Source organism: Leifsonia sp. HAY1-4F, assembly GCF_056755275.1.
This window is the reverse complement of record NZ_JBNDHX010000060.1, coordinates 1-22,997: the sequence shown is the minus strand read 5'-3', so window position 1 is coordinate 22,997 and position 22,997 is coordinate 1. Positions and strand designations below refer to the sequence as shown.

General features: G+C 64.8%; 24 protein-coding genes and 2 tRNA genes. 10 read left to right on the top strand and 16 right to left on the bottom strand.

Annotation, left to right across the window (positions count from 1 at the left end; translation table 11 throughout):
* Nucleotides 1-162: 162 nt before the first annotated feature.
* Both ACPYOG_RS12405 and ACPYOG_RS12400 read right to left on the bottom strand, forming a co-directional pair.
* Complete coding sequence (locus ACPYOG_RS12405) at nucleotides 163-1,005, bottom strand: rhomboid family intramembrane serine protease (protein ID WP_481294507.1); 843 nt, start codon at nucleotides 1,003-1,005, stop codon at nucleotides 163-165.
* 22 nt (nucleotides 1,006-1,027) lie between these two features.
* Nucleotides 1,028-1,567 carry a peptidylprolyl isomerase gene (locus ACPYOG_RS12400; protein WP_481294506.1) on the bottom strand — a complete coding sequence of 180 codons (540 nt, stop codon included), beginning with the start codon at nucleotides 1,565-1,567 and terminating at the stop codon, nucleotides 1,028-1,030.
* A 123-nt stretch (nucleotides 1,568-1,690) separates the two neighbouring features.
* Between ACPYOG_RS12400 and ACPYOG_RS12395 the strand changes: the two genes are divergently transcribed.
* A complete protein-coding gene (locus ACPYOG_RS12395; protein WP_481294505.1) occupies nucleotides 1,691-2,257 on the top strand; it encodes a hypothetical protein in 567 nt (188 codons plus the stop codon).
* A 70-nt stretch (nucleotides 2,258-2,327) separates the two neighbouring features.
* Complete coding sequence (locus tag ACPYOG_RS12390; protein WP_481294504.1) at nucleotides 2,328-2,528, top strand: PspC domain-containing protein; 201 nt, start codon at nucleotides 2,328-2,330, stop codon at nucleotides 2,526-2,528.
* Here the strand turns inward: ACPYOG_RS12390 and ACPYOG_RS12385 are convergent.
* Nucleotides 2,525-2,947, bottom strand: a complete 423-nt coding sequence (locus ACPYOG_RS12385) for an NUDIX hydrolase (RefSeq protein ID WP_481294503.1) — start codon at nucleotides 2,945-2,947, stop codon at nucleotides 2,525-2,527. The genes ACPYOG_RS12390 and ACPYOG_RS12385 overlap by 4 nt on opposite strands.
* Nucleotides 2,948-2,996: 49 nt before the next feature.
* Between ACPYOG_RS12385 and ACPYOG_RS12380 the strand changes: the two genes are divergently transcribed.
* Complete coding sequence (locus ACPYOG_RS12380) at nucleotides 2,997-3,860, top strand: Fpg/Nei family DNA glycosylase (protein ID WP_481294502.1); 864 nt, start codon at nucleotides 2,997-2,999, stop codon at nucleotides 3,858-3,860.
* Between the two features lie 20 nt (nucleotides 3,861-3,880).
* On the opposite strand, the gene ACPYOG_RS12375 is transcribed toward ACPYOG_RS12380, so the two are convergent.
* Nucleotides 3,881-4,315, bottom strand: coding sequence for a rhodanese-like domain-containing protein (locus ACPYOG_RS12375; RefSeq protein WP_481294501.1), 435 nt, complete (start codon nucleotides 4,313-4,315; stop codon nucleotides 3,881-3,883).
* A gap of 92 nt (nucleotides 4,316-4,407) precedes the next feature.
* Between ACPYOG_RS12375 and ACPYOG_RS12370 the strand changes: the two genes are divergently transcribed.
* Nucleotides 4,408-4,872 carry an Lrp/AsnC family transcriptional regulator gene (locus tag ACPYOG_RS12370; protein WP_481294500.1) on the top strand — a complete coding sequence of 155 codons (465 nt, stop codon included), beginning with the start codon at nucleotides 4,408-4,410 and terminating at the stop codon, nucleotides 4,870-4,872.
* 50 nt (nucleotides 4,873-4,922) lie between these two features.
* Here ACPYOG_RS12370 and ACPYOG_RS12365 read toward each other — a convergent pair whose 3' ends face one another.
* The 12 genes from ACPYOG_RS12365 to dnaA all read right to left on the bottom strand — a co-directional run bounded on the left by ACPYOG_RS12365 (nucleotide 4,923) and on the right by dnaA (nucleotide 16,636).
* On the bottom strand, nucleotides 4,923-5,186 hold the full coding sequence (locus ACPYOG_RS12365; RefSeq protein ID WP_481294499.1) for a hypothetical protein: 264 nt from the start codon (nucleotides 5,184-5,186) through the stop codon (nucleotides 4,923-4,925).
* A gap of 30 nt (nucleotides 5,187-5,216) precedes the next feature.
* Nucleotides 5,217-5,444: a hypothetical protein gene (locus ACPYOG_RS12360; protein WP_481294498.1), complete on the bottom strand. Its 228-nt coding sequence runs from the start codon at nucleotides 5,442-5,444 to the stop codon at nucleotides 5,217-5,219.
* A gap of 228 nt (nucleotides 5,445-5,672) precedes the next feature.
* Nucleotides 5,673-5,745, bottom strand: a tRNA-Ala gene (locus ACPYOG_RS12355).
* Between the two features lie 14 nt (nucleotides 5,746-5,759).
* Nucleotides 5,760-5,833: transfer RNA gene (locus tag ACPYOG_RS12350), tRNA-Ile, on the bottom strand.
* Nucleotides 5,834-5,883: 50 nt separating this feature from the next.
* Nucleotides 5,884-6,297: a DUF3566 domain-containing protein gene (locus ACPYOG_RS12345; protein WP_090035543.1), complete on the bottom strand. Its 414-nt coding sequence runs from the start codon at nucleotides 6,295-6,297 to the stop codon at nucleotides 5,884-5,886.
* The gene (gene gyrA / locus ACPYOG_RS12340; RefSeq protein ID WP_481294497.1) at nucleotides 6,287-8,836 is read right to left on the bottom strand and encodes a DNA gyrase subunit A; all 2,550 of its coding nucleotides are present in this window, start codon (nucleotides 8,834-8,836) and stop codon (nucleotides 6,287-6,289) included. Before gyrA ends, ACPYOG_RS12345 begins: the two co-directional genes overlap by 11 nt.
* A gap of 48 nt (nucleotides 8,837-8,884) precedes the next feature.
* Nucleotides 8,885-10,888 carry a DNA topoisomerase (ATP-hydrolyzing) subunit B gene (gene gyrB / locus ACPYOG_RS12335; RefSeq protein WP_481294496.1) on the bottom strand — a complete coding sequence of 668 codons (2,004 nt, stop codon included), beginning with the start codon at nucleotides 10,886-10,888 and terminating at the stop codon, nucleotides 8,885-8,887.
* Between the two features lie 123 nt (nucleotides 10,889-11,011).
* The gene (locus ACPYOG_RS12330) at nucleotides 11,012-11,527 is read right to left on the bottom strand and encodes a DciA family protein (protein WP_481294495.1); all 516 of its coding nucleotides are present in this window, start codon (nucleotides 11,525-11,527) and stop codon (nucleotides 11,012-11,014) included.
* Nucleotides 11,520-12,686: a DNA replication/repair protein RecF gene (gene recF, locus ACPYOG_RS12325; RefSeq protein ID WP_481294494.1), complete on the bottom strand. Its 1,167-nt coding sequence runs from the start codon at nucleotides 12,684-12,686 to the stop codon at nucleotides 11,520-11,522. The genes ACPYOG_RS12330 and recF overlap by 8 nt, the downstream gene beginning before the upstream one ends.
* Before the next feature lie 25 nt (nucleotides 12,687-12,711).
* The gene (gene gnd, locus ACPYOG_RS12320; RefSeq protein ID WP_192628442.1) at nucleotides 12,712-13,599 is read right to left on the bottom strand and encodes a phosphogluconate dehydrogenase (NAD(+)-dependent, decarboxylating); all 888 of its coding nucleotides are present in this window, start codon (nucleotides 13,597-13,599) and stop codon (nucleotides 12,712-12,714) included.
* A 37-nt stretch (nucleotides 13,600-13,636) separates the two neighbouring features.
* Entirely contained in the window at nucleotides 13,637-14,782 is a 1,146-nt protein-coding gene (gene dnaN, locus ACPYOG_RS12315) for a DNA polymerase III subunit beta (protein ID WP_481294493.1), read from the bottom strand.
* A gap of 423 nt (nucleotides 14,783-15,205) precedes the next feature.
* Nucleotides 15,206-16,636 carry a chromosomal replication initiator protein DnaA gene (dnaA, locus tag ACPYOG_RS12310; RefSeq protein ID WP_481294492.1) on the bottom strand — a complete coding sequence of 477 codons (1,431 nt, stop codon included), beginning with the start codon at nucleotides 16,634-16,636 and terminating at the stop codon, nucleotides 15,206-15,208.
* Between the two features lie 440 nt (nucleotides 16,637-17,076).
* Here dnaA and rpmH point away from each other — a divergent pair, with 440 nt between their 5' ends.
* The 6 genes from rpmH to rsmG are packed head-to-tail and all read left to right on the top strand — an operon-like array spanning nucleotide 17,077 to nucleotide 20,119.
* Nucleotides 17,077-17,214, top strand: a complete 138-nt coding sequence (gene rpmH / locus ACPYOG_RS12305; protein ID WP_090035555.1) for a 50S ribosomal protein L34 — start codon at nucleotides 17,077-17,079, stop codon at nucleotides 17,212-17,214.
* 25 nt (nucleotides 17,215-17,239) lie between these two features.
* A complete protein-coding gene (gene rnpA / locus ACPYOG_RS12300; protein ID WP_481294491.1) occupies nucleotides 17,240-17,617 on the top strand; it encodes a ribonuclease P protein component in 378 nt (125 codons plus the stop codon).
* Nucleotides 17,614-17,943 carry a membrane protein insertion efficiency factor YidD gene (gene yidD / locus ACPYOG_RS12295; protein ID WP_481294490.1) on the top strand — a complete coding sequence of 110 codons (330 nt, stop codon included), beginning with the start codon at nucleotides 17,614-17,616 and terminating at the stop codon, nucleotides 17,941-17,943. The genes rnpA and yidD overlap by 4 nt, the downstream gene beginning before the upstream one ends.
* Nucleotides 17,944-17,952: 9 nt before the next feature.
* Nucleotides 17,953-18,918: a membrane protein insertase YidC gene (yidC, locus tag ACPYOG_RS12290; protein WP_481294489.1), complete on the top strand. Its 966-nt coding sequence runs from the start codon at nucleotides 17,953-17,955 to the stop codon at nucleotides 18,916-18,918.
* A gap of 16 nt (nucleotides 18,919-18,934) precedes the next feature.
* Nucleotides 18,935-19,477 (top strand): Jag family protein, encoded by a 543-nt coding sequence (locus tag ACPYOG_RS12285; protein WP_481294488.1) that lies wholly within the window; start codon nucleotides 18,935-18,937, stop codon nucleotides 19,475-19,477.
* Nucleotides 19,478-19,492: 15 nt separating this feature from the next.
* On the top strand, nucleotides 19,493-20,119 hold the full coding sequence (gene rsmG, locus ACPYOG_RS12280) for a 16S rRNA (guanine(527)-N(7))-methyltransferase RsmG (RefSeq protein ID WP_481294487.1): 627 nt from the start codon (nucleotides 19,493-19,495) through the stop codon (nucleotides 20,117-20,119).
* Nucleotides 20,120-22,997 lie beyond the last annotated feature (2,878 nt).

Below are 22,997 nucleotides of genomic sequence, written 5' to 3'. Positions count from 1 at the left end.
CGGATTCGTCGTTCTCCACACTATCCACAGGGCACTTGTGAGTAGTTCCCGCGCGTTCACCCGCAGTGTCCCCAGTGTTAATAAGCCTGTGGAGAGTTACGCCGGTGTAATTCCTCACAGTGTTAATAAGCCTGTGGATAACTTATCCACGTGGTGTGGGAACTACACGAAGAAGTGGATGAGGCTCAGCAGCACGAGCACGACGCACAGGAGCACGAGCAAGGGCAGCTGCCACCGGCGTCGCTGCGCCTGCCGGGTCTCGACGTAGATCAACCCGACCAAGAATCCGCCGACCAGACCGCCGACGTGTGCCTGCCAGGCGATGTTGAATCCGGGGAGGAAGCCGATCGCCAGGTTCAGGGCCACGAGTACGAGGATCTGCGTCGCGTTTCCGCCCAGCCGTCGCTGGATGATGAAGAAGGCGCCCAGCATCCCGAAGATCGCGCCCGACGCACCGAAAACGGGCTGCAACGGGGAGGTCAGCAGCAGCACGCCGATCGACCCCGCGAATCCGCTGATGAGGAACAGCGCCAGATAGCGGGCCCGGCCGAGAAGCGGCTCGAGCGCCATCCCGAACACCCACAGCGTGTACATGTTCAGGCCGATGTGGACGAGATTGGCGTGCGCAAAGATGCTGGTCAGCATCCGCCAGGGCTGGAAGGCGCCGAACGCCGAAGCCGGGTATGAGTACCCGCCGGCATAGACCAGCGACTGCGTGACCGAGGGCACGAACGTCTGGACGATGAACACGAGCACGCAGACCGCGATGATCGCGTACGTGATCGTCGGCGCGCCCGACCCTGTGGCGCGCGTGACCCACGCCGGCTTGGTCCGCGGGTGCGTGGCTCGCTGCTGGGCCATGCACTCCGGGCAGATCACGCCGACAGCTGCAGGAGTCTGGCAGGCACCGCAGATCGTCCGGCCACACCTCTGGCAGAGGACGAAGCTCTGACGATCTGGATGTCGGTAGCAGTAGTTCGCGCGGGCGTCGACGGGCTGAGTCATGGGTACCCTTCGCCCGCGTGCCTCAGACCTGCTCGACGTCGATGGACTCGATCACGACGTCGTCGAGCGGACGGTCGCGTGCGTCCGTCGGCAGCTCGGCGAGCTTGTCGACGACCTTGCGCGAGGCGTCGTCCGCCACCTCGCCGAAGATCGAGTGCTTGCCCTGCAGCCACGTGGTCGGCCCGACCGTGATGAAGAACTGCGAACCGTTGGTGCCGCGGCCGCCCTGGATGCCGGCGTTCGCCATCGCCAGCATGTACGGCTGCGTGAAGTCGAGCTCCGGGTTGATCTCGTCGTCGAACTGGTAGCCCGGCCCGCCGACGCCCTGACCGAGCGGGTCGCCGCCCTGGATCATGAACCCCGGGATGATGCGGTGGAAGACGACACCGTCATAGAGAGGAGTGTTCGACTTCGCTCCCGTCGAGGGGTGCGTCCACTCGATCTCACCTGTCGCCAGCCCGACGAAGTTGCGAACCGTCTTGGGCGCGTGGTTGCCGAAGAGGTTGACCTTGATGTCTCCGTAGTTAGTGTGGAGCGTGGCGACAGCGGTGTGCTTAGACATGGCACCAATTCTTGCACAGCGCGTATAGCCGACTTGGGCCGTCCCGGGAGCTCTCGGGCCATCCCCAGCCCTTTCGGTGGCAAGATGGACTTCAGTCGCCACCCCGATGCAACGGAGGAACAGATGAGCCTGACACGGAAGCGCAAGAAGGAGCTCACGCGACTGCGCCACGGAGCCGAGGATCTGTGGACCCAGCAGCAGGAGGTGCTGGCGAACGCCAACGCGCTGGCTGCCGAGGCCCGCAAGCAGGCGTCGTATTACACACGTGAGGAGATCGCGCCGCGGGTTCGTGAGGGATACGAGCAGTATGTCCTGCCGGCGGCCCAGACGGCGAAGTCCACCGCAGGCCACTACGCCGACCAGGCCCGCCGGCGCGTCGTGAGCGACGTCATCCCTGCTGTCGGCACGGCCGTCGGAACGGCTCTCTCCGTTGTCGACCACGCGCGAGCCGCCCGAGCTGCCGCCTTCGCCGGTGACTTCAAGAAGGCCGGCAAAGAGCTGGCCAAGAAGCCGAAGGTGGCCCCGCCGAAGTCCGGCCCCGGCGCAGGCGGTGTCATCGCCATCGGTCTCGGTGTCATTGCGGCCGTCGGCCTGCTCTATGCGGTCTGGCAGACCTTCCGCGCTGACGACGAGCTCTGGGTCGCCGACGAGGAGTCCACTCCTCCGGTTTCCGACACCACCGCGCTGTAGTCAGCCTCAGGGTCAATTCGGGGGTTTCCCCGATGGCGCGGTGCACGAGCCGCCTGCGATTCTGGGCAGCATGAACACTTTGACACGTCCTCGTGAAGGTCGCATCCTCGGCGGAGTCTGCGCCGGTCTCGCGAACCGATTCGGCATGCGGCCCTGGACCGTCCGCCTGCTGTTCCTGCTGTCCTGCTTGCTGCCCGGTCCGCAGTTCATCGCCTACATTGCGATGTGGATCATCATCCCGGGCGAGCAGACCCGGACGGCGACCGTCTAATCCTGGCGAACGCCGGCCATCCCGAGCGCGATATCGATGAGTTCCACGCGACGCTTCGGCATGCCGGTGAGTGAGAACCAGCCGGCCTCGTCCGTCGTTCCGTCGCGCTCGTTCGTCAGGCGACCGCCGACGATGCTCGCCCGGTAGACGATCCGGAGCGCGTGGAGCGGTCCGGCCTCCGGGACGAAGCGGTGCTCCGCCGGGATCACCTTGGAGTCGATGCCCAGTAGCGGGCCGGCCTCCGCCTGGTAGCCGGTCTCCTCCGCGATCTCGCGGACCACCGCATCTTCCGGGTCCTCGCCCGGCTCGATCCCGCCGCCGGGCAGCGTCCAGCCCGAGCGGCCGCCCTCGTTCCAGTGGGCGAGGAGGATGCGGTCGCCCTCGGTGATCACGCCGTAGGCAGCAACCCTGATGTCCATTGCACCAACGTACTGCCCAATGTCGGAGGCGACGGGCAGACTAGTGGTGATGCCCGAGTTGCCGGAAGTCACCGCCCTCGCCGCCGACCTGGATGGTCGGCTGAAGGGGCGCGTCATCGAGCGACTCAGCGTCCTCGCGTTCGCGGCGCTGAAGACGTTCGATCCTCCCGTCGAGGCCCTGAAGGGTCTGACGATCGCGGGTGTCTCCCGCCACGGCAAGTTCCTCGACATCGCGGCCGGCGACCTCCACGTCGTGGTGCATCTCGCTCGAGCGGGCTGGATCCGGTGGCGCGACGGTCCGCCACCGCCGCCGAGCGGGCGACCGGGTTCCGGGCCGCTCGCCGCACGCCTGGTGCTCGATGACGGGAGCGGGCTCAACATCACCGAGGCCGGTACGAAGAAGAGCCTGGCCATCTACGTCGTGCACGAGCCCTCCGACGTTCCCGGCATCGCGCGGCTCGGACCCGACCCTCTGGACCCGTCCTTCACTGTGGATGTCCTCGCCGGCATCCTGGCCGCGCAAGGTCGGGCCCAGATCAAGGGCGTGCTGCGCAATCAGTCGGTGATCGCCGGCATCGGCAACGCCTACTCGGACGAGATCCTGCACGTTGCGAAGATGTCGCCGTACAAGCCGGCGAGCATGCCGGCGGATGACGTCGCCCGCCTGTACGACGCGATGCAGTCCACGCTTCGGGATGCGTTGGCGCGTGCCGACGGCCTCGCCGCCTCCGAGTTGAAGAGCGAGAAGAAGTCGAACCTCCGGGTTCACGGACGCACCGGGCAGCCGTGTCCCGTCTGCGGTGACACGATCCGCCAGGTCATCTTCCACGACTCGACGTTCCAGTATTGCCCCACCTGCCAGACCGGCGGCAAGCCGTTGGCCGACCGCGTCCTTTCGCGCCTTCTGAAGTAGCGGCCGGACAGCACGGCTGGTCAGCAGGCGCAGTCGATCGCGCCGACGGGAGCGGTGAGGGGATCCGCGTCCCGGTGCACGACGCCCGGGTCGTCCACGACGGGCAAGCCTTCGCGCGCCCAGTACTCGAAGCCGCCGATCAGCTCGCGGACGTCGTAGCCGAGGAGGCTGAAGGCGAGGGCCGCTCGCGTGGATCCGTTGCATCCCGGACCCCAGCAGTAGACGACGACCGGCAGGTCGAGCGGGATGAGCTCGCCCGCACGCGCGGCGATCTCGGCGGTCGGGAGGTGGATGCTGCCGGCGATCCGCCCTTGCTGCCACGCCGACTCGCCCCTGCTGTCGACGACCACGAGGCGCTCGCCCACATCCATCGCCGCTTTCAGATCGGACGGGTCGGTCTCGAACCGGAGCTTGGCGGCGAAGTGACGGGTGGCCTCCGAGTTCTGTGTTGTCATGGTTCGAGCGTAGGAAATCCGGGGCGGCCACTGAAGAGACGATCGACGGCATCCGGCAGTATCCACCGTCGATCTCGTGGAAGAATCCCGCTATGGCCGCCAATTCTCCGTTCATCGCCGACAGCACCGACAGAACGCTGCTCGCGGAGTTGCAGCGCGACGGCCGCCAGTCGATCGCCGAGCTCGCACGCACGGTGCACATGTCGAACAGCGCGGTCGCGGAACGCGTCCGGAGGCTGGAGGAGGCAGGCGTGATCGCGGGCTACCGTGCGGTCGTCGAGCCCGAACGGCTCGGCTATGGCATCCTCGCGTACCTGCGCCTGCGCTACCCGAGCAGCCAGTACACCCCTCTGTACGACCTGCTGGCCGGGATTCCGGAGGTGGTGGAGGCGCATCACGTGACCGGCGACGACTGCTTCATCCTCAAGGTGGTCGCCACCTCCATGCGGCACCTGGAGCAGATCAGCGGCGCGGTCGGGACGCTCGGCAGCGTCACGACGAGCGTCTCCTACTCGAGCCCGATTCCCAGCCGCCCGGTCGTCCCGCCCACCGACTGAAACCAGACGCAGCGCTACCAGCCATTGAGGCCATCGGCTCTATTCGTTCGTCACGTCCTCGTTATGGTTTCTGCGTGCATCTCATCTACCTCGACGAGTCGGCCCGAGGAGACGACTACTACTTCTTCGGCGCTCTCATTGTGGATGCTGTAGCTCTGCAATCGGTCGAAGCCGGACTGAACGGCATCACCGAGCTTGTGGCGAATAACGTGAACGGGTTTGATCAATCCACGGAACTTCACGCCGTGGACATCTTCCATGGCAAAGGCGCATGGAAGGATGTCCCGATCGGCTGGCGCGTGAAAGTCTGTCACCTTGTTTCCAAGGCCGTTTCGCGCTCAGGTTCACGCTTCATCTTTCGAGGTATGAACGTCGCCGCTCAGCGCGCACGATACGGGTCGAGAGCATTCCCACCCCATCTGCTCACACTTGCCCACACGCTGGAGCAGGTCGATCGTCACTTGGCGCTGGGTGCGGGCGACGGTGAGATCGGGTTGGCGGTCGCCGACGAGCATCACTTGGCGCCGGGCGCCCGCCGGAGCATGCGTGACTTCAAGATCGAGCGTGTTCATGAATCGCTATCACACCATCATCGAGAGCGATCCGCGGAGCGAGAAGGCCGTGCGCAAGATCGTCGCGCGCATCCGGTCCATCACGGTGGACGAATACGTCTGGCACCCGTAGAAAACACAACGCCCCGCGGGGCGGGGCGTTGGCTGGGTGCGGGAGGCCCGTGGGGCGTCCTGCGCGTCAATTCTAGCTTCCCCCGCCGACACACGCCACGCGCGTGTCCGCAAATGTGGAGCCTAGGAGATTCGAACTCCTGACATCCTGCTTGCAAAGCAGGCGCTCTACCAACTGAGCTAAGGCCCCGAATGGACACAGGGTGGGGATACGAGGACTTGAACCTCGGACCTCTTCGTTATCAGCGAAGCGCTCTAACCGCCTGAGCTATATCCCCGAATGGGCAGATACGAGACTACCCGATCCGCCCAGGCATTGTGAAATCGATCAGTTGTTGGTGAAACCGACCAGCAGGCCCCCGGTGATCTTCACCGAGAGGTTGTACAGGAGGGCGAAAACAGCGCCGAGAGCGGTCACCACGACGATGTCGAGGATGGCCACGATCAGCGAGAAGCCCATGACCTGCCCAAGGCCCAGGATGGAACGGAGGTCGCTGCCGCCGGCCCCCGAGATGTCCTTGAACAGGCTGTTGATCTGGTCGAAGATGCCGGTGCGGTCGAGCACGGTCCAGATGAGGAACGTGCCGACGATCGCGATGACAGCCAGGCAGATGCCGGCGAGGAACGACAGCTTCACGGTGGACCAGAAGTCGACATAGACCAGCTTGAGCCGCACCTGCTTCGCGGTTGCGGGTCGTCGGGACGACTTCTTGGCCAACTTCTCGGCGACACTACTGCTCATCTACGGTTTCATCCTTCCCGACCGCCTCGTCGTCCTCCGCGGGAAGGGAGACTTCGAGGGCGCGTTCGGTGTTCTTCGCCAGTGCGATGATCTTGTCCGACTCGGCGAAACGTGCAAAGACGACACCCATGGTGTCGCGGCCCTTGGCAGGTACCTCGGCCACGGCAGAGCGTACCACCTTGCCGCTGGCAAGAACCACAAGGACCTCGTCGTCTTCGCCCACGATCAGGGACCCCACGAGGTCACCACGATCGTCGTGCAGCTTGGCCACCTTGATGCCCAGTCCGCCTCGGCCCTGCAGGCGATATTGGTCGGCCGCGGTGCGCTTCGCGTAGCCGCCCTCGGTGACGACGAACACGTATCCCTCGTCCGAGACGACCGACGCGTCGAGCAGTCTGTCGTCGCCGCGGAAGTGCATCCCGATCACGCCCGAGGTCGAACGGCCCATCGGACGCAGCGCCTCGTCGGACGCGGTGAAGCGGATGGACATGCCCTTGCGGGAGACCAGCAGCAGGTCCGAGTCCTCCTCGACCAGCAGCGCCGAGACGAGCTCATCGCCCTCGCGCAGCTTGATGGCGATGATGCCGCCGGTGCGGTTGGTGTCGTACTCGTCCAGCGCGGTCTTCTTGATGAGCCCGTCGCGGGTGGCGAGCACCAGATACTTCGCCGCCTGATAGTCGCGGATGTCGAGGATCTCGGCGATGTCCTCCCCCGGCTGCAGCGCCAGCAGGTTGGCCACGTGCTGGCCCTTCGCGTCGCGGCCGGCCTCCTGCACCTCGTACGCCTTCGCGCGATAGACGCGCCCCTGGTTGGTGAAGAAGAGGAGCCAGTGGTGCGTGGTCGTCACGAAGAAGTGATCGACGACATCCTCGCCGCGCAGCTGCGCACCCTTCACGCCCTTGCCGCCGCGGTGCTGGCTGCGGTAGTTGTCGCTTCGCGTCCGCTTGATGTAGCCGCCGCGGGTCACGGTGACCACCATCTCCTCTTCGGGGATGAGGTCCTCGACGCTCATGTCGCCGTCGTAGCCGAACATGATCTCGGTGCGCCGGTCGTCGCCGAACCGGTCGACGATCTCGGTCAGCTCTTCGCTGATGATCGAGCGCTGACGCGCCGGGTCGTCGAGGATCGCCAGGTACTCGGCGATCTCCTTTTCGATCTTGTCGTGCTCCTCGATGATCTTCTGACGCTCGAGTGCCGCGAGCCGGCGCAACTGCATCGCGAGGATGGCGTCCGCCTGCACGTCGTCGACGTCGAGCAGGCCCTTGAGGCCGTCGCGCGCATCCTCGACCGTCGGAGAACGGCGGATCAGCGCGATGACGTCGTCCAGCGCATCCAGCGCCTTGAGGTATCCGCGCAGGATGTGCGCACGCTCTTCCGCCTTCCGCAGCCGGTACCGGGTGCGACGGACGATCACCTCGACCTGGTGATCGACCCAGGCGACGATGAACCCCTCGAGCGACAGCGTGCGCGGGACGTTGTCCACGATCGCGAGCATGTTCGCGCCGAAGTTCTCCTGCAGCTGGGTGTGCTTGTAGAGGTTGTTGAGGACGACCTTCGCGACGGCGTCCCGCTTGAGCACGATGACGAGCCGCTGGCCGGTGCGGCCGGACGTCTCGTCGCGGATGTCGGCGATGCCGCCGATGCGGCCCTCTTTCACGAGGTCGGCGATCTTGATGGCCAGGTTGTCGGGGTTCACCTGGTACGGCAGCTCGGTGACGACGAGGCAGACCCGGCCCTGGATCTCCTCGATCGTGACCACGGCACGCATGGTGATCGAACCGCGGCCGGTGCGGTACGCGTCCTGGATGCCCTTCACGCCGAGGATCTGCGCTCCGGTCGGGAAGTCCGGTCCCTTGATCCGCTTGATGAGCTCCTCGAGAAGCTCTTCGCGCGGGGCGTCCGGGTGCTGGAGGTACCAGAGGGCGCCGTCCGCGACCTCGCGGAGGTTGTGCGGCGGGATGTTCGTGGCCATGCCGACCGCGATACCGACCGATCCGTTCACCAGGAGGTTCGGGAAGCGGCTCGGCAGAACCGCCGGCTCCTTCGTGCGACCGTCGTAGTTGTCCTGGAAGTCGACGGTCTCCTCGTCGATGTCGCGCACCATCTCCAGTGCGAGCGGAGCCATCTTGGTCTCGGTGTACCGGGGCGCCGCGGCGCCGTCGTTGCCCGGGGAGCCGAAGTTGCCCTGGCCGAGAGCGAGCGGGTAGCGAAGGCTCCACGGCTGGACCAGTCGGACCAGGGCATCGTAGATGGCCGAGTCGCCGTGCGGGTGGAACTGGCCCATCACGTCGCCGACAACACGGGCGCACTTGGAGAACGCCTTGTCCGGCCGGTAACCGCCGTCGAACATCGCATAGATGACACGGCGGTGCACCGGCTTCAGGCCGTCGCGCACCTCGGGCAGCGCGCGCCCGATGATGACCGACATGGCGTAGTCGAGGTACGACCGCTGCATCTCCGATTGGAGGTCGACCTGGTCGATCCTCCCGTGGATGCCGAAACCGGCTCCGTCTCCCGACACGTTCTCTTCGTCCGTCACAGTCTTCTCTTCCTCATGGTCACTCAGCAGTTCATCGGCGCGTCAGCGTCAGATGTCGAGGAACCGCACGTCCTTGGCGTTCTTCTGGATGAACGAGCGGCGCGACTCCACGTCCTCGCCCATCAGCGTGGCGAAGATCTCGTCCGCGGCGGCCGCATCGTCGAGCGTCACCTGGAGCAGCGTCCGTGTCTCCGGGTTCATGGTGGTCTCCCACAGCTCCTGGTAGTCCATCTCACCGAGACCCTTGTACCGCTGTACTCCGTTGTCCTTCGGGATGCGCTTGCCGGCGGCGAGCCCGTCCGCCATGAACGCGTCCCTCTCGCGATCGGAGTAGACGTACTCGTGGTCGGCGTTCGTCCACTTCAGCCGGTAGAGCGGCGGCTGCGCGAGATAGACGTAGCCGAGCTCGATCATCGGACGCATGTAACGGAACAGCAGCGTGAGCAGCAGCGTCGTGATGTGCTGGCCGTCGACATCAGCGTCGGCCATGAGCACGATCTTGTGGTACCGCGCCTTCTCCGGGTTGAAGTCCTCGCCGATCCCGGCGCCGAACGCCGTGATCATCGCCTGGACCTCGTTGTTCGCGAGGGCGCGGTCGAGGCGGGCCTTCTCCACGTTCAGGATCTTGCCGCGCAGCGGCAGGATCGCCTGCGTCTCGGGGTTGCGGCCCTGCACCGCGGAGCCGCCGGCCGAGTCGCCCTCGACGATGAAGATCTCGGAGACCGTCGGGTCCTTCGACTGGCAGTCCTTGAGCTTGCCGGGCATCCCGCCGCTCTCGAGGAGGCCCTTGCGTCGTGCCGTCTCGCGCGCCTTGCGGGCGGCGAGGCGGGCGGTGGCCGCCTGGAGGGCTTTGCGGATGATGTCTCTCGCCTGGTTCGGGTTGCGGTCGAACCAGTCGCCGAGCTGGTCGCCGACGACCTTCTGGACGAACGCCTTCGCCTCGGTGTTGCCGAGCTTGGTCTTGGTCTGGCCTTCGAACTGCGGCTCGGAGAGCTTCACGGAGATCACCGCGGTCAGACCTTCGCGCACGTCGTCGCCGGAGAGGTTGTCGTCCTTCTCCTTGAGGATGCCCTTCTCGCGCGCATACCGGTTGACCAGTGTGGTGAGCGCGGCGCGGAAGCCCTCTTCGTGGGTGCCGCCCTCGTGGGTGTTGATCGTGTTCGCGTAGGTGAAGACGCTCTCGTTGTAGCTCGTCGTCCACTGCATGGCCACTTCGAGGGCGATCTTGCGATCGGTGTCCTCCGACTCGAACGAGATGATCTCGTCGTGGACGACCTCCGCCTTCTTGGCGGAGTTGAGGTAATGGACGTAGTCCATCAGGCCGTTCTCGTACCGGAAGACGTCGTGGCGTGCGGCGAGGATCTCGTCGTCCACTTCGCCTTCGACCGGCTCGATCTCCGGCGGGCGCTCGTCGGTCAGCGCGATCCGCAAGCCCTTGTTCAGGAAGGCCATCTGCTGGAAGCGCGTCCGGAGCGTCTCGTAGTCGAAGACCACCGTCTCGAACGTCTCGGTGCTGGGCCAGAACGTGATCGTGGTACCGGTCCGGTCGGACGCCTCGCCCTGCTCGAGCGGCGCCTCCGGCACACCATTGCGGTAGCTCTGGCGCCAGACGTATCCCTGCCGGTACACCTCGATGTCGAGCCGCGCGGACAGCGCGTTCACGACCGAGCTGCCGACACCGTGCAGTCCACCGGACACGGCGTATCCGCCGCCGCCGAACTTTCCGCCGGCGTGCAGGATGGTGAGGACGACCTCGACGGTCGACTTCTTCTCGACCGGATGCTCGTCGACCGGGATGCCGCGGCCGTTGTCGACCACGCGCACGGCGCCGTCGGCGAGGATGGTCACTTCGATGTTGTCGGCATGCCCCGCGAGCGCTTCGTCGACGGAGTTGTCGACGATCTCGTAGACCAAGTGGTGGAGACCCCTGGGACCGGTGGAACCGATGTACATTCCGGGTCGCTTGCGGACGGCTTCGAGACCCTCGAGGACCTGGATCTCATTCGCGCCGTAATCGTGTTCTGCCTCGGCCCTGTTCGGTTCCATCGTCATATGAAATTAGGCTCCTGACCGCACTCAACAGTGACTCTCCATTCTACCAAGTGCGGAGCGGCGAATTGCCCGAAAACGGCCGTCTGACGCATTTTCCTGGACGCGGCGACCTCTTTTGTGCCCTCAGCCGTAAGTATCGCGCGGACCGCGCCCTGGAATCGACCTGGGGCCTCTTTTCCACGAGGGGACGTCAGGGCCTTGAATGTGGATCGACTCAATGCCGGCCTTCGGGAAGCGATCCGCGATCCGGGCGAGGAGCTCGGACCTCATCATGCGCAGCTGCGTCGCCCATGCGGTCGACTCGCAGCGCACGACCAGGACACCGTCGGCGATCTGGTCCGGGATGGCATGCTTCGCGATCTCCTCGCCGGCCAGCTCACGCCAGCCGTCGAGGAGGTCGGACTGCGCCAGCGGGGAGGTCCAGCCGAGCTGCGCGGCCAGCGCATCCACGACATCCCCGACACCGTGCGGATCCCGGCCTGAGCCGAACGGCTTGCTCACCCCGGGCTGATCCTCTCGTCGCGCGGTTCGGCGACCCCGCGACGGCGTCCCGGTGAAGAGGGCCTTGAGCCGCAGGTAGACGGCGCTCGCCTCACTGCCGCCGGCTGCGTCGACTCCCCTCGGGGTCCGTTCAGGCATCCGGATCCTCCACGATCGCGCCCGCCTCGATGCGCACGGTGTGTGCCGTGAGCTCCTCGGGGACATCGTCGAGCACGGCCGCCGTGATGAGGACCTGCTCGTAACCGGCTACGGCGGTTGCAAGCTTCCGACGCCGGGCCTGGTCCAGCTCGGCGAACACGTCGTCGAGGATGAGGACGGGGTCGCCTGTCGTGGACTCGCGACGCAGCAGTTCCGCAGAAGCGAGCTTCAGAGCCAGGGCGAAGGACCACGACTCGCCATGGCTTGCATAGCCCTTCGCGGGGAGCTCGTTCAACTCGAACAGCACGTCATCCCGATGCGGTCCGACCAGGGTGAGCCCGCGCTCCAACTCCTTGCGACGCACCGCCGACAGTGCCCGGCGGAACGCCTCGGTCGTCGCGACACCGGCTGAGCCGGTCACATCGTCGGGCTCCGCCCCGTCGTCGTCCTCGACGTGCGCGCCGAAGATGGTGAGCTGAGGGATCAGCCGGGGATGGTGATCGTCGCCCGCAACCGAGCGGTACGCCGCGATCAGCGGATCGCTCAGCCGTTCGATCAGGTCGAGTCGTGCGTCGATCAGCTCGGACCCCAGCTGGACGAGGCGGTCGTCCCAGATCTCCAGGGTCCCGAGCTGGTCCTCGCGCACCCGCGACGCACGGGCCGACTTGAGGAGGGTGTTGCGCTGCTTCAGTACCCGTTCGTAGTCGGCGATCACGGCCGAGAACCGCGGATTCCGTTGGATCAGCAGCTGGTCGAGGAACCGGCGACGGATGCCCGGCTCTCCCCGGACCAGCGCCAGATCCTCCGGAGCGAAGAGCACGCTCGAGAAGTATCGTGGCAGCTCGCGGGGCTTGATCGCCCCGCGATTGACCTGCGCCCTGTTGGCTGAGCCGCGGTTCAGCTGGACCTCGATGAGGAGCTCGCGGCCGTCGTGCTGGATCCTCGCCCGCACGATCCCGGCGTCGGCGTCCTTGCGGATCATCGCCTGGTCGCTCGACACCCGGTGCGATCCGAGGGTGCTCAGGTAGCCGAGCGACTCGACGAGGTTGGTCTTTCCCTGGCCGTTGCGGCCGACGAACAGATTCGCGCCGACCGCGAACGGCACCTCCGCCGTGCGGTAGTTGCGGAAGTCGGTCAGGGAGAGATGTGTGACACGCACAGAGGTTTTCGGCCGACCGGGATTCTCAGTCCACGGCCTTCACGGCGTGGCCGCCGAACTGGTTGCGAAGCGCAGCGACAGCCTTCATCGCCGGCGAGTCCTCCTGGCGCGAGACGAAACGCGCGAAGATCGAGGCACTGATCGTCGGAACCGGGACGGCGTTGTTGAGCGCTTCCTCGATGGTCCAGCGGCCCTCGCCCGAGTCCTGCACGTAGCCTTCGATGTGCTCGAACTCCGGATCCTGCTCGAGCGCGCGCACCAGCAGGTCGAGCAGCCAGGAGCGAACGACGGTTCCGCGCTGCCACGCCTTGAAGGTGCCGGTGACGTCCTTGATGATGTCCTTGCGGGTGTCGAGGAGCTCGTAGCCCTCGGCATAGGCCTGCATGAGCGCGTACTCGATGCCGTTGTGCACCATCTTCGCGTAGTGACCGGCACCGACCTCGCCGACGTGGACGAAGCCCTCGTCGCGCGGGCCTTCGGGACGCAGGGCGTCGAACACCGGCATCACACGTTCCACCTGCGCGGCGGAGCCGCCGACCATGAGTCCGTACCCGTTCTCCAGGCCCCAGATACCGCCGGAGACTCCGGCATCCATGAAGTCGATGCCACGCGGAGCGAGCAGAGCCGAATGTGCGAAGTCCTCGGTGAACTTGGAGTTGCCGCCGTCGATGACCAGGTCGCCCTTCTCCAGGACGGGCTCGAGCTCGCGGATGACCGAATCCGTGATGGCGCCGGCGGGAACCATGACCCACACGGTGCGCGGGGCCGGAAGGGCGGCCACCAGGTCGGCGATCGTCGCGACGTCCGAGACCTCGGGGTTCGTGTCGTAACCGGTGACGTCGATGCCGTTCTTCTCGAGACGGGCGCGCATGTTGTTGCCCATGCGTCCGAGACCGATGAGGCCGATGTGCATGATTGTCCTTCTTCTGTTGCTTCAGCGGCGCCGGGAACTAGCGCAGGAGCAGGTTCGGCTGGAGCAGGTACTTGTACGAGTCCGCTCCCGACTGATCCTTCGACGTCTGGCTCGTGATGAGCACAGGCCCCGGCTTGTTGGGGTTCTCGGTCTTGGTGAACGAGATGCGCACGAATTCCGAGTGCACCGCCCCGAGACCATCGAGCAGGAACTGCGGCTTCAATGAAACCACCGTCTCCTGGCCAGTGAGAAGAGCGTCGATGCTCTCGGATGCCTGCGCCTGCTCGGAACCGATCGCTTCCAGCGTCAGTCCGTCGGCGGTGAAGGTGAAGCGGAGCGCTGCCTCGCGCTCGAGAACCAGCGAGACGCGGCGGGTCGCTTCGATCAGCTCGGCGGTGTTGATCACCGCGTAGTTGTCGACCTGCTCGGGGAAGAGCCGCCGGACGGGCGGGAAATTGCCCTTGATCAGCAGGGAGGTGACGGTCTTCTTGTCGGCTGTGAAGGCGATCAGCTCACGGTCGTCGCGATTGGTGATCGAGATCGAGACGGTGCCGCTGTGGCCGAACGTCTTGCCGATCTCGGTCAGGGTCCGAGCCGGCACCAGTGCCGTCACCGACTCGCCGGAGGTGGTCCCGTTGTCCCAGTCGATCTCCCGGACGGCCACGCGATACCGGTCGGTGGCGACGAGTCCGAGGGTGTTGTCCCCGACCTCGAGTTGCACCCCCGTGATCACGGGGGTCACATCGTCTCGCGACGCAGCGACACCGACCTGAGCGACCGCCTCTGCGAACTCTTCGGCCGGAACCAGCCCCGCCTCACCGCTGACCTGCGGGATGCTCGGATATTCCTCGACCGGCATGGACAACAGGGTGAAGTTCGCCGAACCGGCGCGAACCACGATCTTCGACTCCTCCGTCGAGAACTGCACGGGCGCGTTCGGGAGCTTGGAGGCGATCTCCGCCAGCAGCCGTCCGGAGACGAGGACCCGTCCGGGTTCTTCCACCTCGGCGGAGATCTCGGTCTGGGCGGAGACTTCGTAGTCGAACGACGACAGCCTGAGCCCGGAGTCGGTCGTCTCGATGAGCACACCGCTCAGGATCGGGAGGGTCGTCCGTTGCGGGAGGAGCTTCACGGCAAACGAGACGGCCTCGCTGAACACATCCCGATTGGCTTGGAACTTCACGAAGTCACCTCTGTCGGCTCACGGATAACGGACGTGACAAATCCTAGCCCCTGGCCTGTGACGCGGATGCGGCGAAGGCATCGGCCCTTGAGGTTGTCGTCCGCCCCCTTGAAGAAGAGTTAAGAAGTAATCGTGTTAACCGCTGTGGAGAATGTGGATAACTCTGTTGAAGCCAGGCGAACAGCGGGAACTACACGGCGGTGACTTGTTGATGACCTGAGGAATCCTGGTGTTCACAGCGATCCGGTTGCCATGGCTCGAGTCGGCGCTTTTCACAGCGGCTCGGTGTTCGTCCCCATTAAGGGGTGAGTTGTCCGGAAGCTATCCACAAGTTATCCACAAGTGTTAATAACGCACTCTCCCCACTCTGGGGATGGATATGTGGATAACTCGCGGGCTCAGAGGCGCTCGACGAGCCGTCGATTACTTGCCGTAGCGGTGGTTCTGCTTGATCCGGCTGGTGAGCTCCGTCACCTGGTTGTAGATCGAGCGCCGCTCCTTCATGAGCTCGCTGATCTTCTTGTTCGCGTACATCACGGTGGTGTGGTCGCGTCCACCGAAGAGCTGGCCGATCTTCGGAAGGGAGAGGTTGGTCAGCTCACGGCACAGGTACATGGCGATCTGACGGGCGGTGGCGACCGCCTGCGAGCGGCTCGAGCCGTAGAGGTCGTCGACGCTGAGCTTGAAGTACTCCGCGGTGTTGGTGATGATGTCGGTCGGCGCGATGACATTGTCGTCGTCGAGCGTGATCAGGTCCTTCAGCACGGTCTGCACCAGCGGCATGTCGACCGGTGTGCGGTTGAGGCTGGCGAAGGCGGTGACGCGGATCAGGGTGCCTTCGAGCTCGCGGATGTTACTCGACACCTTCGACGCCATGAACTCGAGGATGTCGTCCGGAACCTGGATCTTCTCGCTCTGCGCCTTCTTGCGCAGGATCGCGATGCGCGTCTCGAGGTCGGGCACCTGGACATCGGTGATCAGTCCCCACTCGAAGCGGGACCGCATCCTGTCCTCGAAGCCCGTCAAGTGCTTCGGCGGGAGGTCCGAGGTGATGACGACCTGCTTGTTGTGGTCGTGGAGCGTGTTGAAGGTGTGGAAGAACGCCTCCTGCGTCTCGACCGCTCGCTGGAGGAACTGGATGTCGTCGATCAGCAGGATGTCGATGTTCCGGTAGCGCGCCTGGAACGACGACCCCCGGTTGTTGGCGATCGAGTTGATGAAGTCGTTGGTGAACTCCTCCGACGACACGTACCGGACGCGGATGCCCGGGTACAGGCTCATGGCGTAATGACCGATGGCGTGCAGGAGGTGGGTCTTACCGAGCCCGGAGTCGCCGTAGATGAAGAGCGGGTTGTACGCCTTCGCGGGTGCCTCGGCCACGGCGACCGCCGCGGCATGCGCGAAGCGGTTGGACTGACCGATGACGAAGTTGTCGAAGCTGTACTTGGCGTTGAGCCGGGTGTCGCCACCGCGAGGGGGTGCCGTGATCTCGGTCGGCGGGCTGACCATGGTGGCCGGCTGATCCACGTAGGAGGGTGCGCTCTCGGGCTCGGCCGTGGGCGCGGCCATCGTCTCCTGCTGGATCTCGGGGTTGACGACGATGGCGAAGGTGTTGACCTCGAGGGTGTCGTCGAGCGATCCGATGGCGCTCAGCAGGGGGAGCCGGCTGCGCTGCTCGATCATCCCCCGGGTGAACTCGTTGGGGACCTCCAGGTAGAAGGTCCCGGCCATGATCCCCTTGGGCTCGACCAGGCTGAGGAAGCCGTACAGCTGGGGAGTGATGCGGTCATCCGTCTCGAGCTTGCCGAGCACGTCCTGCCATGCCGTAGCTATGGACTCTTCGCCGCCTGCCATCGTTCCCCGTCTTCGTCTGTTGCGGATGCCGTCAGCCCGACGAGGGAACGAGTCGCCCCCGGTGACTCTCGTCGGGTTGGCGGCTCGGATGCCGCCGGTGGGTATTCACAGAGTTATCCACCGCTGTGTGAGAAATACCGTAGCGATCTCCGGCCGGAATTGGGATGGGCTGGGGATAACTTTCGACCTCACGGTAACTTGTCCACAGAACGTCGATCAAATCCGATCCGCGGCATACGTCGGCGCGTCGGAAGCCGCTTTGCTGCCAATACCGTGCATAATCGGTGGTTTTCCGTCGATCGGTTTGACCTCGTCCCCACAAGGCCGTAGTTTTAATCAGTTGACTTCAGCCGTTTAGGCTGCCCTGAAACTTTCCTGGCCTCCCCGTGCTGGCCGTTTTCTCAGCACAGGCCTGTGAAGAGACCACCACGGAGATTGATATGAGCAAGAGAACGTTCCAGCCGAACAACCGCAAGCGCGCGAAGACCCACGGGTTCCGCCTCCGTATGCGTACGCGTGCGGGTCGTGCGATCCTCGCGGCTCGCCGCCGTAAGGGCCGCGAGACGCTGTCGGCCTGATCCTCCTCGGTAGAGGGCCTTCCCGGTGCTCGCCAAAGCGAATCGCATCACGCGAGGTGCGGATTACCGGGCGGTGGTACGACGCGGCGCTCGCTTCACCGGAGCGAGCACTGTCACGTACGTCCGCCAGGGTGCCGACTCCGACGTGGTGCGATTCGGTTTTGTCGTGAGCAAGGCCGTGGGGAACGCGGTTCAGCGCAACCTCGTTCGTCGCCGGCTCAAGGCCGCCGCGTACGAGCTGCTCCCCGGCTTCCGCTCCGGCGGCCAGGGAGTGGATGTGGTGGTCCGCGCATTGCCAGCCTCCGCCCAAGCACCGTGGGCTAGCCTGCACGAAGACCTCCTTGGGGCCTCGATCCGTTTCTCCACCAGCAGTCACACCAGTAAGGGCAGCGTCCGTCCATGAACACCGCGATCGCAGCAGTGCTCCTCGCGCCGCGGAACGCGGCCGTGCTGGTGCTGCGTGCCTATCGCGCTGTGATCTCGCCGCTCTACGGTGATGTCTGCCGCTACTACCCGTCGTGCTCGGCCTACGCATTGCAGGCCATTCAGCAGCACGGCGTGATCGTGGGATCCGTGCTCGCCATCCGGCGCATAGCCCGCTGCCACCCGTGGGCGGCCGGAGGGGTCGACGACGTCCCCCCGGCGAGGAAGCCTCGCTACCGGGTGACCCGGTTCGGATTCGTCGTCTCCACCAGCCAGGGCGGCTTCATCAGCCACGGAAAGGCCTAGCACGTAGTCATGCCTGACATTTTCGCTACCATCCTCTGGCCCATCAAGTGGGTCGTGGAGCTGATCCTGGTCGCCTTCCACGGGCTCTTCACGTTCATGGGCCTCGACCCCGCAGCGGGTGGCACCTGGGTGCTCGCGATCATCGGTTTGACGGTGGTCGTTCGTGCAGCCCTCATTCCGATCTTCGTGCGGCAGATCAAGAACCAGCGGAGGATGCTGGAGATCGCGCCCCAGCTGAAGAAGATCCAGGACAAGTACAAGGGCAAGAAGGACCAGTTCTCTCGTGAGGCGATGTCTCGCGAGACCATGGAGCTCTACAAGAAGACGGGTACCAACCCGCTGAGCTCGTGCCTTCCTCTCTTGCTGCAGATGCCGGTGTTCTTCTCGCTGTTCCAGGTGCTGAACGGTGCGCAGGGCGGTCACGCCGGAGTCGGCCCTCTGAATGCAGAGCTGGCCAAGCAGTTCGGGAGTTCGACCCTGTTCGGGGTCGCTCCCCTGCACCAGAGCTTCCAGGGTGCGATGAACTCCCACCCCCAGCAGGTGGCCGTCATGGTCATAGCAGCCGTTATGGTTGTTTTGATGACGGGGTCGCAGTTCCTGACTCAGCTGCAGATCGTCTCCAAGAACATGTCGCCGGAGACCAAGGCGAGCCCGCAGTTCAAGCAGCAGCGCATCCTTTTGTACCTCCTCCCCTTCGTCTTCCTGTTCTCGGGCTTCGCGTTCCCCCTGGGCGTCATGTTCTACTGGCTGACCTCCAACCTGTGGACCATGGGTCAGCAATTCCTGGTGATCCGCAACATGCCGACGCCGGGTTCGGATGCCGCGAAGGCGCGCGAGGTACGCCTCGCCAAGAAGGGCAAGCTCGTTCAGGATGGTTCAACCGTTCTGGCGGTCGAAGAGCAGCCGAAGAGACAGCCTGCCCAGCGCGCCCAGCCCGTGAGCAAGACGCGCGCGAAGAAGCAGGCCGGAAAGTAGTGAGGACCTCCAACCGATGACTGACGTGCAGACCTCCTCCCCCGAGCCCTCGGATGTCTCCGAGAACGAGCCGCTTGTCGAGGGCAGCGACACTCCGACGCCGGCGGATCTCGATCGCGAAGGCGACATCGCTGCGGACTACATCGAGGAGCTTCTCGACATCGCCGACATCGACGGCGACATCGACATCGACACGCGCAATGGTCGCGCGTACATCTCGGTGAACGCGGAGAACGATTCGAACCTGGCTGTGCTGTCGCAGGCGGACACCGTGGCAGCTCTTCAGGAACTGACTCGCCTCGCCGTTCAGAACAAGACGGGTGGCTATTCGCGTCTGATCCTCGATATCGCGGGATCCCGCGAGGCTCGCCAGGCGGAGCTTGCGCGGCTCGTGGACCGTGCCATCGAGCGACTGACCGAAGGCGCCGCCGAGGCTGAGTTGCCGCCCATGTCGTCCTATGAGCGCAAGCTCGTGCACGACCTCGTCTCGGAGCGCGGGTACGTGTCGACGTCGCACGGTGAAGGGCGCGATCGCCACACCGTCATCTCCGCGGCGTAAGTTTCACGTGAAACAGTGACGGACTTCGAACAGGAACCCGCCGCAGCGGCGAGTCTCTTTGGCGACCGGATCGGGCTCGCCCGGCAGTTCACCCGGAACCTCGCCGATCAAGGCGAGGAACGTGGTCTCATCGGACCGCTCGAACTCCCCCGCCTCTGGTCCCGCCACATCCTCAACTGTGTGATCGTCGCTCCCCTTCTGCGTCCGGGCCTCGTCGGCGATGTCGGCAGTGGCGCCGGCCTGCCGGGTCTGGTGTTGGCGATCGCACGGCCGGATGTCTCCTTCGTTCTGATCGAGCCGATGGAACGCCGGGTCGCCTGGCTGAATGAGCAGGTCGACGAACTGGGACTTTCCAATGTCACCGTCGTCCGCGCGCGGGCCGAGGATGCGCGACTCGACCGACCGCTGGACCAGGTGACCGCCCGTGCCGTCAGCGCATTCCGGAAGCTCCTCCCACTGACCGCTCCCCTGGTTCGCAATGGCGGTGAACTCGTTCTCATGAAGGGCGCGGCCGCCAACTCTGAGGTCGAGGCTGCCGCGAAGGAGATCCGCAAATTCGCGGTGCACAATATCGAGGTTCTGACCCTCGGCGAAGGTGTGCTGGATGAAGTGACCCGCGTGATCCGGGCCGTTATTCGATAGGTCGGCGTGTTCGCCGACGGCCTTAGAACGGCTCTCAGACAACGGAAGCACGCGCTTCGCTTGTGTGAGAGCCGTTCTAAGGCCTTCCATGGGATTGCCGACCGGCCATTTCTGCCCGCTTTCGGCTGCCGATGATGGCCTCTCGCGGTGGTTTTGCATGGTTGGCGTCGCGGGAACCGTTCGGAACGAGCGCGCCGGCGGAGGTACGGGCGTCAACGCAATCGCGTGTCGCGCGTGACTTCAATGTCGTTGCGAGCCGGAGTTGTGGCAATCGTGGAAGCTGCACGTGTCGCGGCGCTCGCGCGATGTGATGCGGCTGTGCGAGGGAGACGGCCCGCCCCCCTCCATCGAGTGGTGTCCGCTTCTGGACGTGTGACCGTCGGTCAGGTTGGGTCCTCGGTTCGTTGCTCCCGGGTCTCTGGGTCTTGGGGAGGTTCATTGAGCGCGATGAGACGCGACCAGGGGTCGGCCCGAGAACTCAGGACTTCGTCCGCTGGCCTGCCGTGCCGAGGAGTCAACCAATAGACGGATCGCGCAACCAAGGTGCCTATCGCGACCGCGACACCGACCAGTAGGGGCAGCACGAAGACAAGGAAGCCAGCCGCGACTATCGGAACGAGAATCGGAGACAGCCAGATGAGGATCGCCATGCCCGCCGCGCCGTCCATGTTCCCGACACTATCTCAGGGAATGAGTCAGCGAGGGTCGTCGGAACGCCCGTTGGATTCGATCTCTGAGGTGAGCCGAATTACGTCCAGCTCCGGATTGCCGACACCCGCGTCTGTGTACTTCGACCAGGAGTGGGGCTGTGCTGTCGTTAGTTCTCGACGGGCCTGAATCTCTCTCTCGGTGAGGCCGCGCGTAGATCTCGAGTCGAAGGCTGGCTTCGGCGGTGGACTCGGACACACATGTTCGCGTTTCACGTGAAACGAAGCCAACTGGGCACCCATCTGCCGGACAGCAGTGGGGGGGGGCGGCCCCCCGGACGTCACTAGGCCCGTTTGTCCCACCCAGGAAGCGGAGAGGATCGTCCGCAAGATGTTGTGCCGTACTTCACCGAGGTGTCGCTGGCTATCGCCGGCGTCGGCCGCGAGGTGCCGAGGATACCCCGATCCCGGTCCTCCCCTCCCATCAGCAAGCTGGTCCAGTTGAGGTAGACCGCCGTTTCACGTGAAACGCGCCGACCTCAACGGCACCAAGCGCATGCTCGCAATCGTTGGGAAGCCGCGATGACCGTCCGCACGACGTGCTGGAGCTAGGACAACATCGAGGTCGTGCCGTCTGGGCGGCGGCGTCTAGCACTGGCTCCTGACCGCTGAAGTAGAGTCTGAACTCATCGGCCCGTCGATACCCGCGTGAGTTTCACGTGAAACGGCGCAGATGGCACTGGATTCTGGTCCACCGCATCCTCGAACAACTGTGGATTGGACACTCCTCCCCTGGGCTGACGCCGTGGAGGAATCCGGCTAAGGCCGAATGCGTGCGAACGGCCAGAGCCGGGCCTGCCGGGCATGGCGGATTTGCCTAGCTCGACTACGGCTTGCCATGGTCCATCAATCCCGATGCGCCGATCACGATTGGACTCGGCCAAGCAGTCGTTGGCCAACCGTGGGCTGCCCCTGAACTTGAACGCAGGTCAGTGATCAGGCAGCGCGGCGGGTGGATTTGGGGGGAGGTGTTTCACGTGAAACGTCGGGTGGGCGGACGGGGTCGCTTCTCGCGAAACGCCAATGAAGCACTTCCCGAGCCACGAGGCCCCTGGGGATCACCAAGGCGCAGCGTCATCGGATTTTTCGGTGAATGCAACCGAGATCGCAGTCTCGTCCGGACTGAACTATCGACGTTGAGCGTGAGGGTCGATGATGTCCGCCCGCTCTAGCGAACCGAGAGATGTCGTTTCGCGACAGCCGCCCTCATGGTATCCACCGTCGACGCCCCGAGCGTGGCTCGCAATGGTTGTTCTCTCCCCAGAACGCCGAGAAACAGCCGTGTCAACCCATGCATTTGCCCTCTGGCCTTTCGCCTCTTGGACTTGAAGCACCGACGCCAACGCCCAAAGAAGTCACCGGCCTGAACGAATAGACGAGATGCCCACCTGAATTGACGGCGCTTGACTTGTGCAACGTCAGTCCCCCGAAACACATCCGTGCTGAGCCTTCCACCCCCGCAGACCTGCTCGCAGGTGCGCGTCACGTGACTCCTTCCCGCCGTCAGACCTGCCACGAGGTCGTGCGAGTTCGGCGCCGGCGGCCACCGAACACTCCATGAGCGCTCGTCTCACGAAATGTCGGTTGCCGATGGATCCAGCGCTGTTCCATCAGTCCGCCCGAAGCTTGAACCCTGCGGCAAGGCAAGCACCAACTTGCCCCAGGCGGCAGGTTCGCGATCCGGCATCCGCCACCCGGCCCGCAAGTACCGCACAAGCACCCTTCGGTTCGGATGGACACCGAAGGTTTCACGTGAAACCGTCGCGATCCGACGTTCCCTAACCAATTGCGCTCCGACCGCCCACAGAACAATGTGTAGGGCCAGAAACATGCAACCTACAGGGGTATCCCACAACGACGTCGAGTTGGACTCTTCCGCAGCCCCGCCATCCGTAGGTATGAGCGAAGCCGGCTATCCACAGAGACGCGTGCCGCGCAGGAAGCATCGGATATCCGAGTTAGAGTTGGTGAACGGGTGCGCTGAGGGTGTGCCAACGACCGACGGAAAGCCGGTGCGACGCACCATCGAGCGACGAGGTTTCACGTGAAACAACCCCACCAGGATGAGCACGGCGGAGTAGGTGAGATCGACACGGTGATGGAGTCCGAGACGTCGGAGGCGGCATTCGATGGGGGGACTCCCCTCGCTGAAGAGATCCAAGAGCTGGCCC

Excerpts from the sequence above, each read along its gene's own strand:
- ACPYOG_RS12330 (WP_481294495.1), bottom strand. The coding sequence starts at position 11,527 with ATGCCTGAACGGACCCCGAGGGGAGTCGACGCAGCCGGCGGCAGTGAG.
- ACPYOG_RS12375 (WP_481294501.1), bottom strand. The coding sequence starts at position 4,315 with ATGACAACACAGAACTCGGAGGCCACCCGTCACTTCGCCGCCAAGCTC.
- dnaA (WP_481294492.1), bottom strand. The coding sequence starts at position 16,636 with ATGGCAGGCGGCGAAGAGTCCATAGCTACGGCATGGCAGGACGTGCTC.
- ACPYOG_RS12370 (WP_481294500.1), top strand. The coding sequence starts at position 4,408 with ATGGCCGCCAATTCTCCGTTCATCGCCGACAGCACCGACAGAACGCTG.
- gnd (WP_192628442.1), bottom strand. The coding sequence starts at position 13,599 with ATGCACATCGGCCTCATCGGTCTCGGACGCATGGGCAACAACATGCGC.
- ACPYOG_RS12360 (WP_481294498.1), bottom strand. The coding sequence starts at position 5,444 with ATGAACACGCTCGATCTTGAAGTCACGCATGCTCCGGCGGGCGCCCGG.
- ACPYOG_RS12385 (WP_481294503.1), bottom strand. The coding sequence starts at position 2,947 with ATGGACATCAGGGTTGCTGCCTACGGCGTGATCACCGAGGGCGACCGC.
- ACPYOG_RS12345 (WP_090035543.1), bottom strand. The coding sequence starts at position 6,297 with ATGAGCAGTAGTGTCGCCGAGAAGTTGGCCAAGAAGTCGTCCCGACGA.
- gyrB (WP_481294496.1), bottom strand. The coding sequence starts at position 10,888 with ATGACGATGGAACCGAACAGGGCCGAGGCAGAACACGATTACGGCGCG.
- ACPYOG_RS12390 (WP_481294504.1), top strand. The coding sequence starts at position 2,328 with ATGAACACTTTGACACGTCCTCGTGAAGGTCGCATCCTCGGCGGAGTC.
- ACPYOG_RS12380 (WP_481294502.1), top strand. The coding sequence starts at position 2,997 with ATGCCCGAGTTGCCGGAAGTCACCGCCCTCGCCGCCGACCTGGATGGT.
- ACPYOG_RS12400 (WP_481294506.1), bottom strand. The coding sequence starts at position 1,567 with ATGTCTAAGCACACCGCTGTCGCCACGCTCCACACTAACTACGGAGAC.
- ACPYOG_RS12395 (WP_481294505.1), top strand. The coding sequence starts at position 1,691 with ATGAGCCTGACACGGAAGCGCAAGAAGGAGCTCACGCGACTGCGCCAC.
- yidD (WP_481294490.1), top strand. The coding sequence starts at position 17,614 with ATGAACACCGCGATCGCAGCAGTGCTCCTCGCGCCGCGGAACGCGGCC.
- rpmH (WP_090035555.1), top strand. The coding sequence starts at position 17,077 with ATGAGCAAGAGAACGTTCCAGCCGAACAACCGCAAGCGCGCGAAGACC.
- ACPYOG_RS12285 (WP_481294488.1), top strand. The coding sequence starts at position 18,935 with ATGACTGACGTGCAGACCTCCTCCCCCGAGCCCTCGGATGTCTCCGAG.
- ACPYOG_RS12405 (WP_481294507.1), bottom strand. The coding sequence starts at position 1,005 with ATGACTCAGCCCGTCGACGCCCGCGCGAACTACTGCTACCGACATCCA.
- yidC (WP_481294489.1), top strand. The coding sequence starts at position 17,953 with ATGCCTGACATTTTCGCTACCATCCTCTGGCCCATCAAGTGGGTCGTG.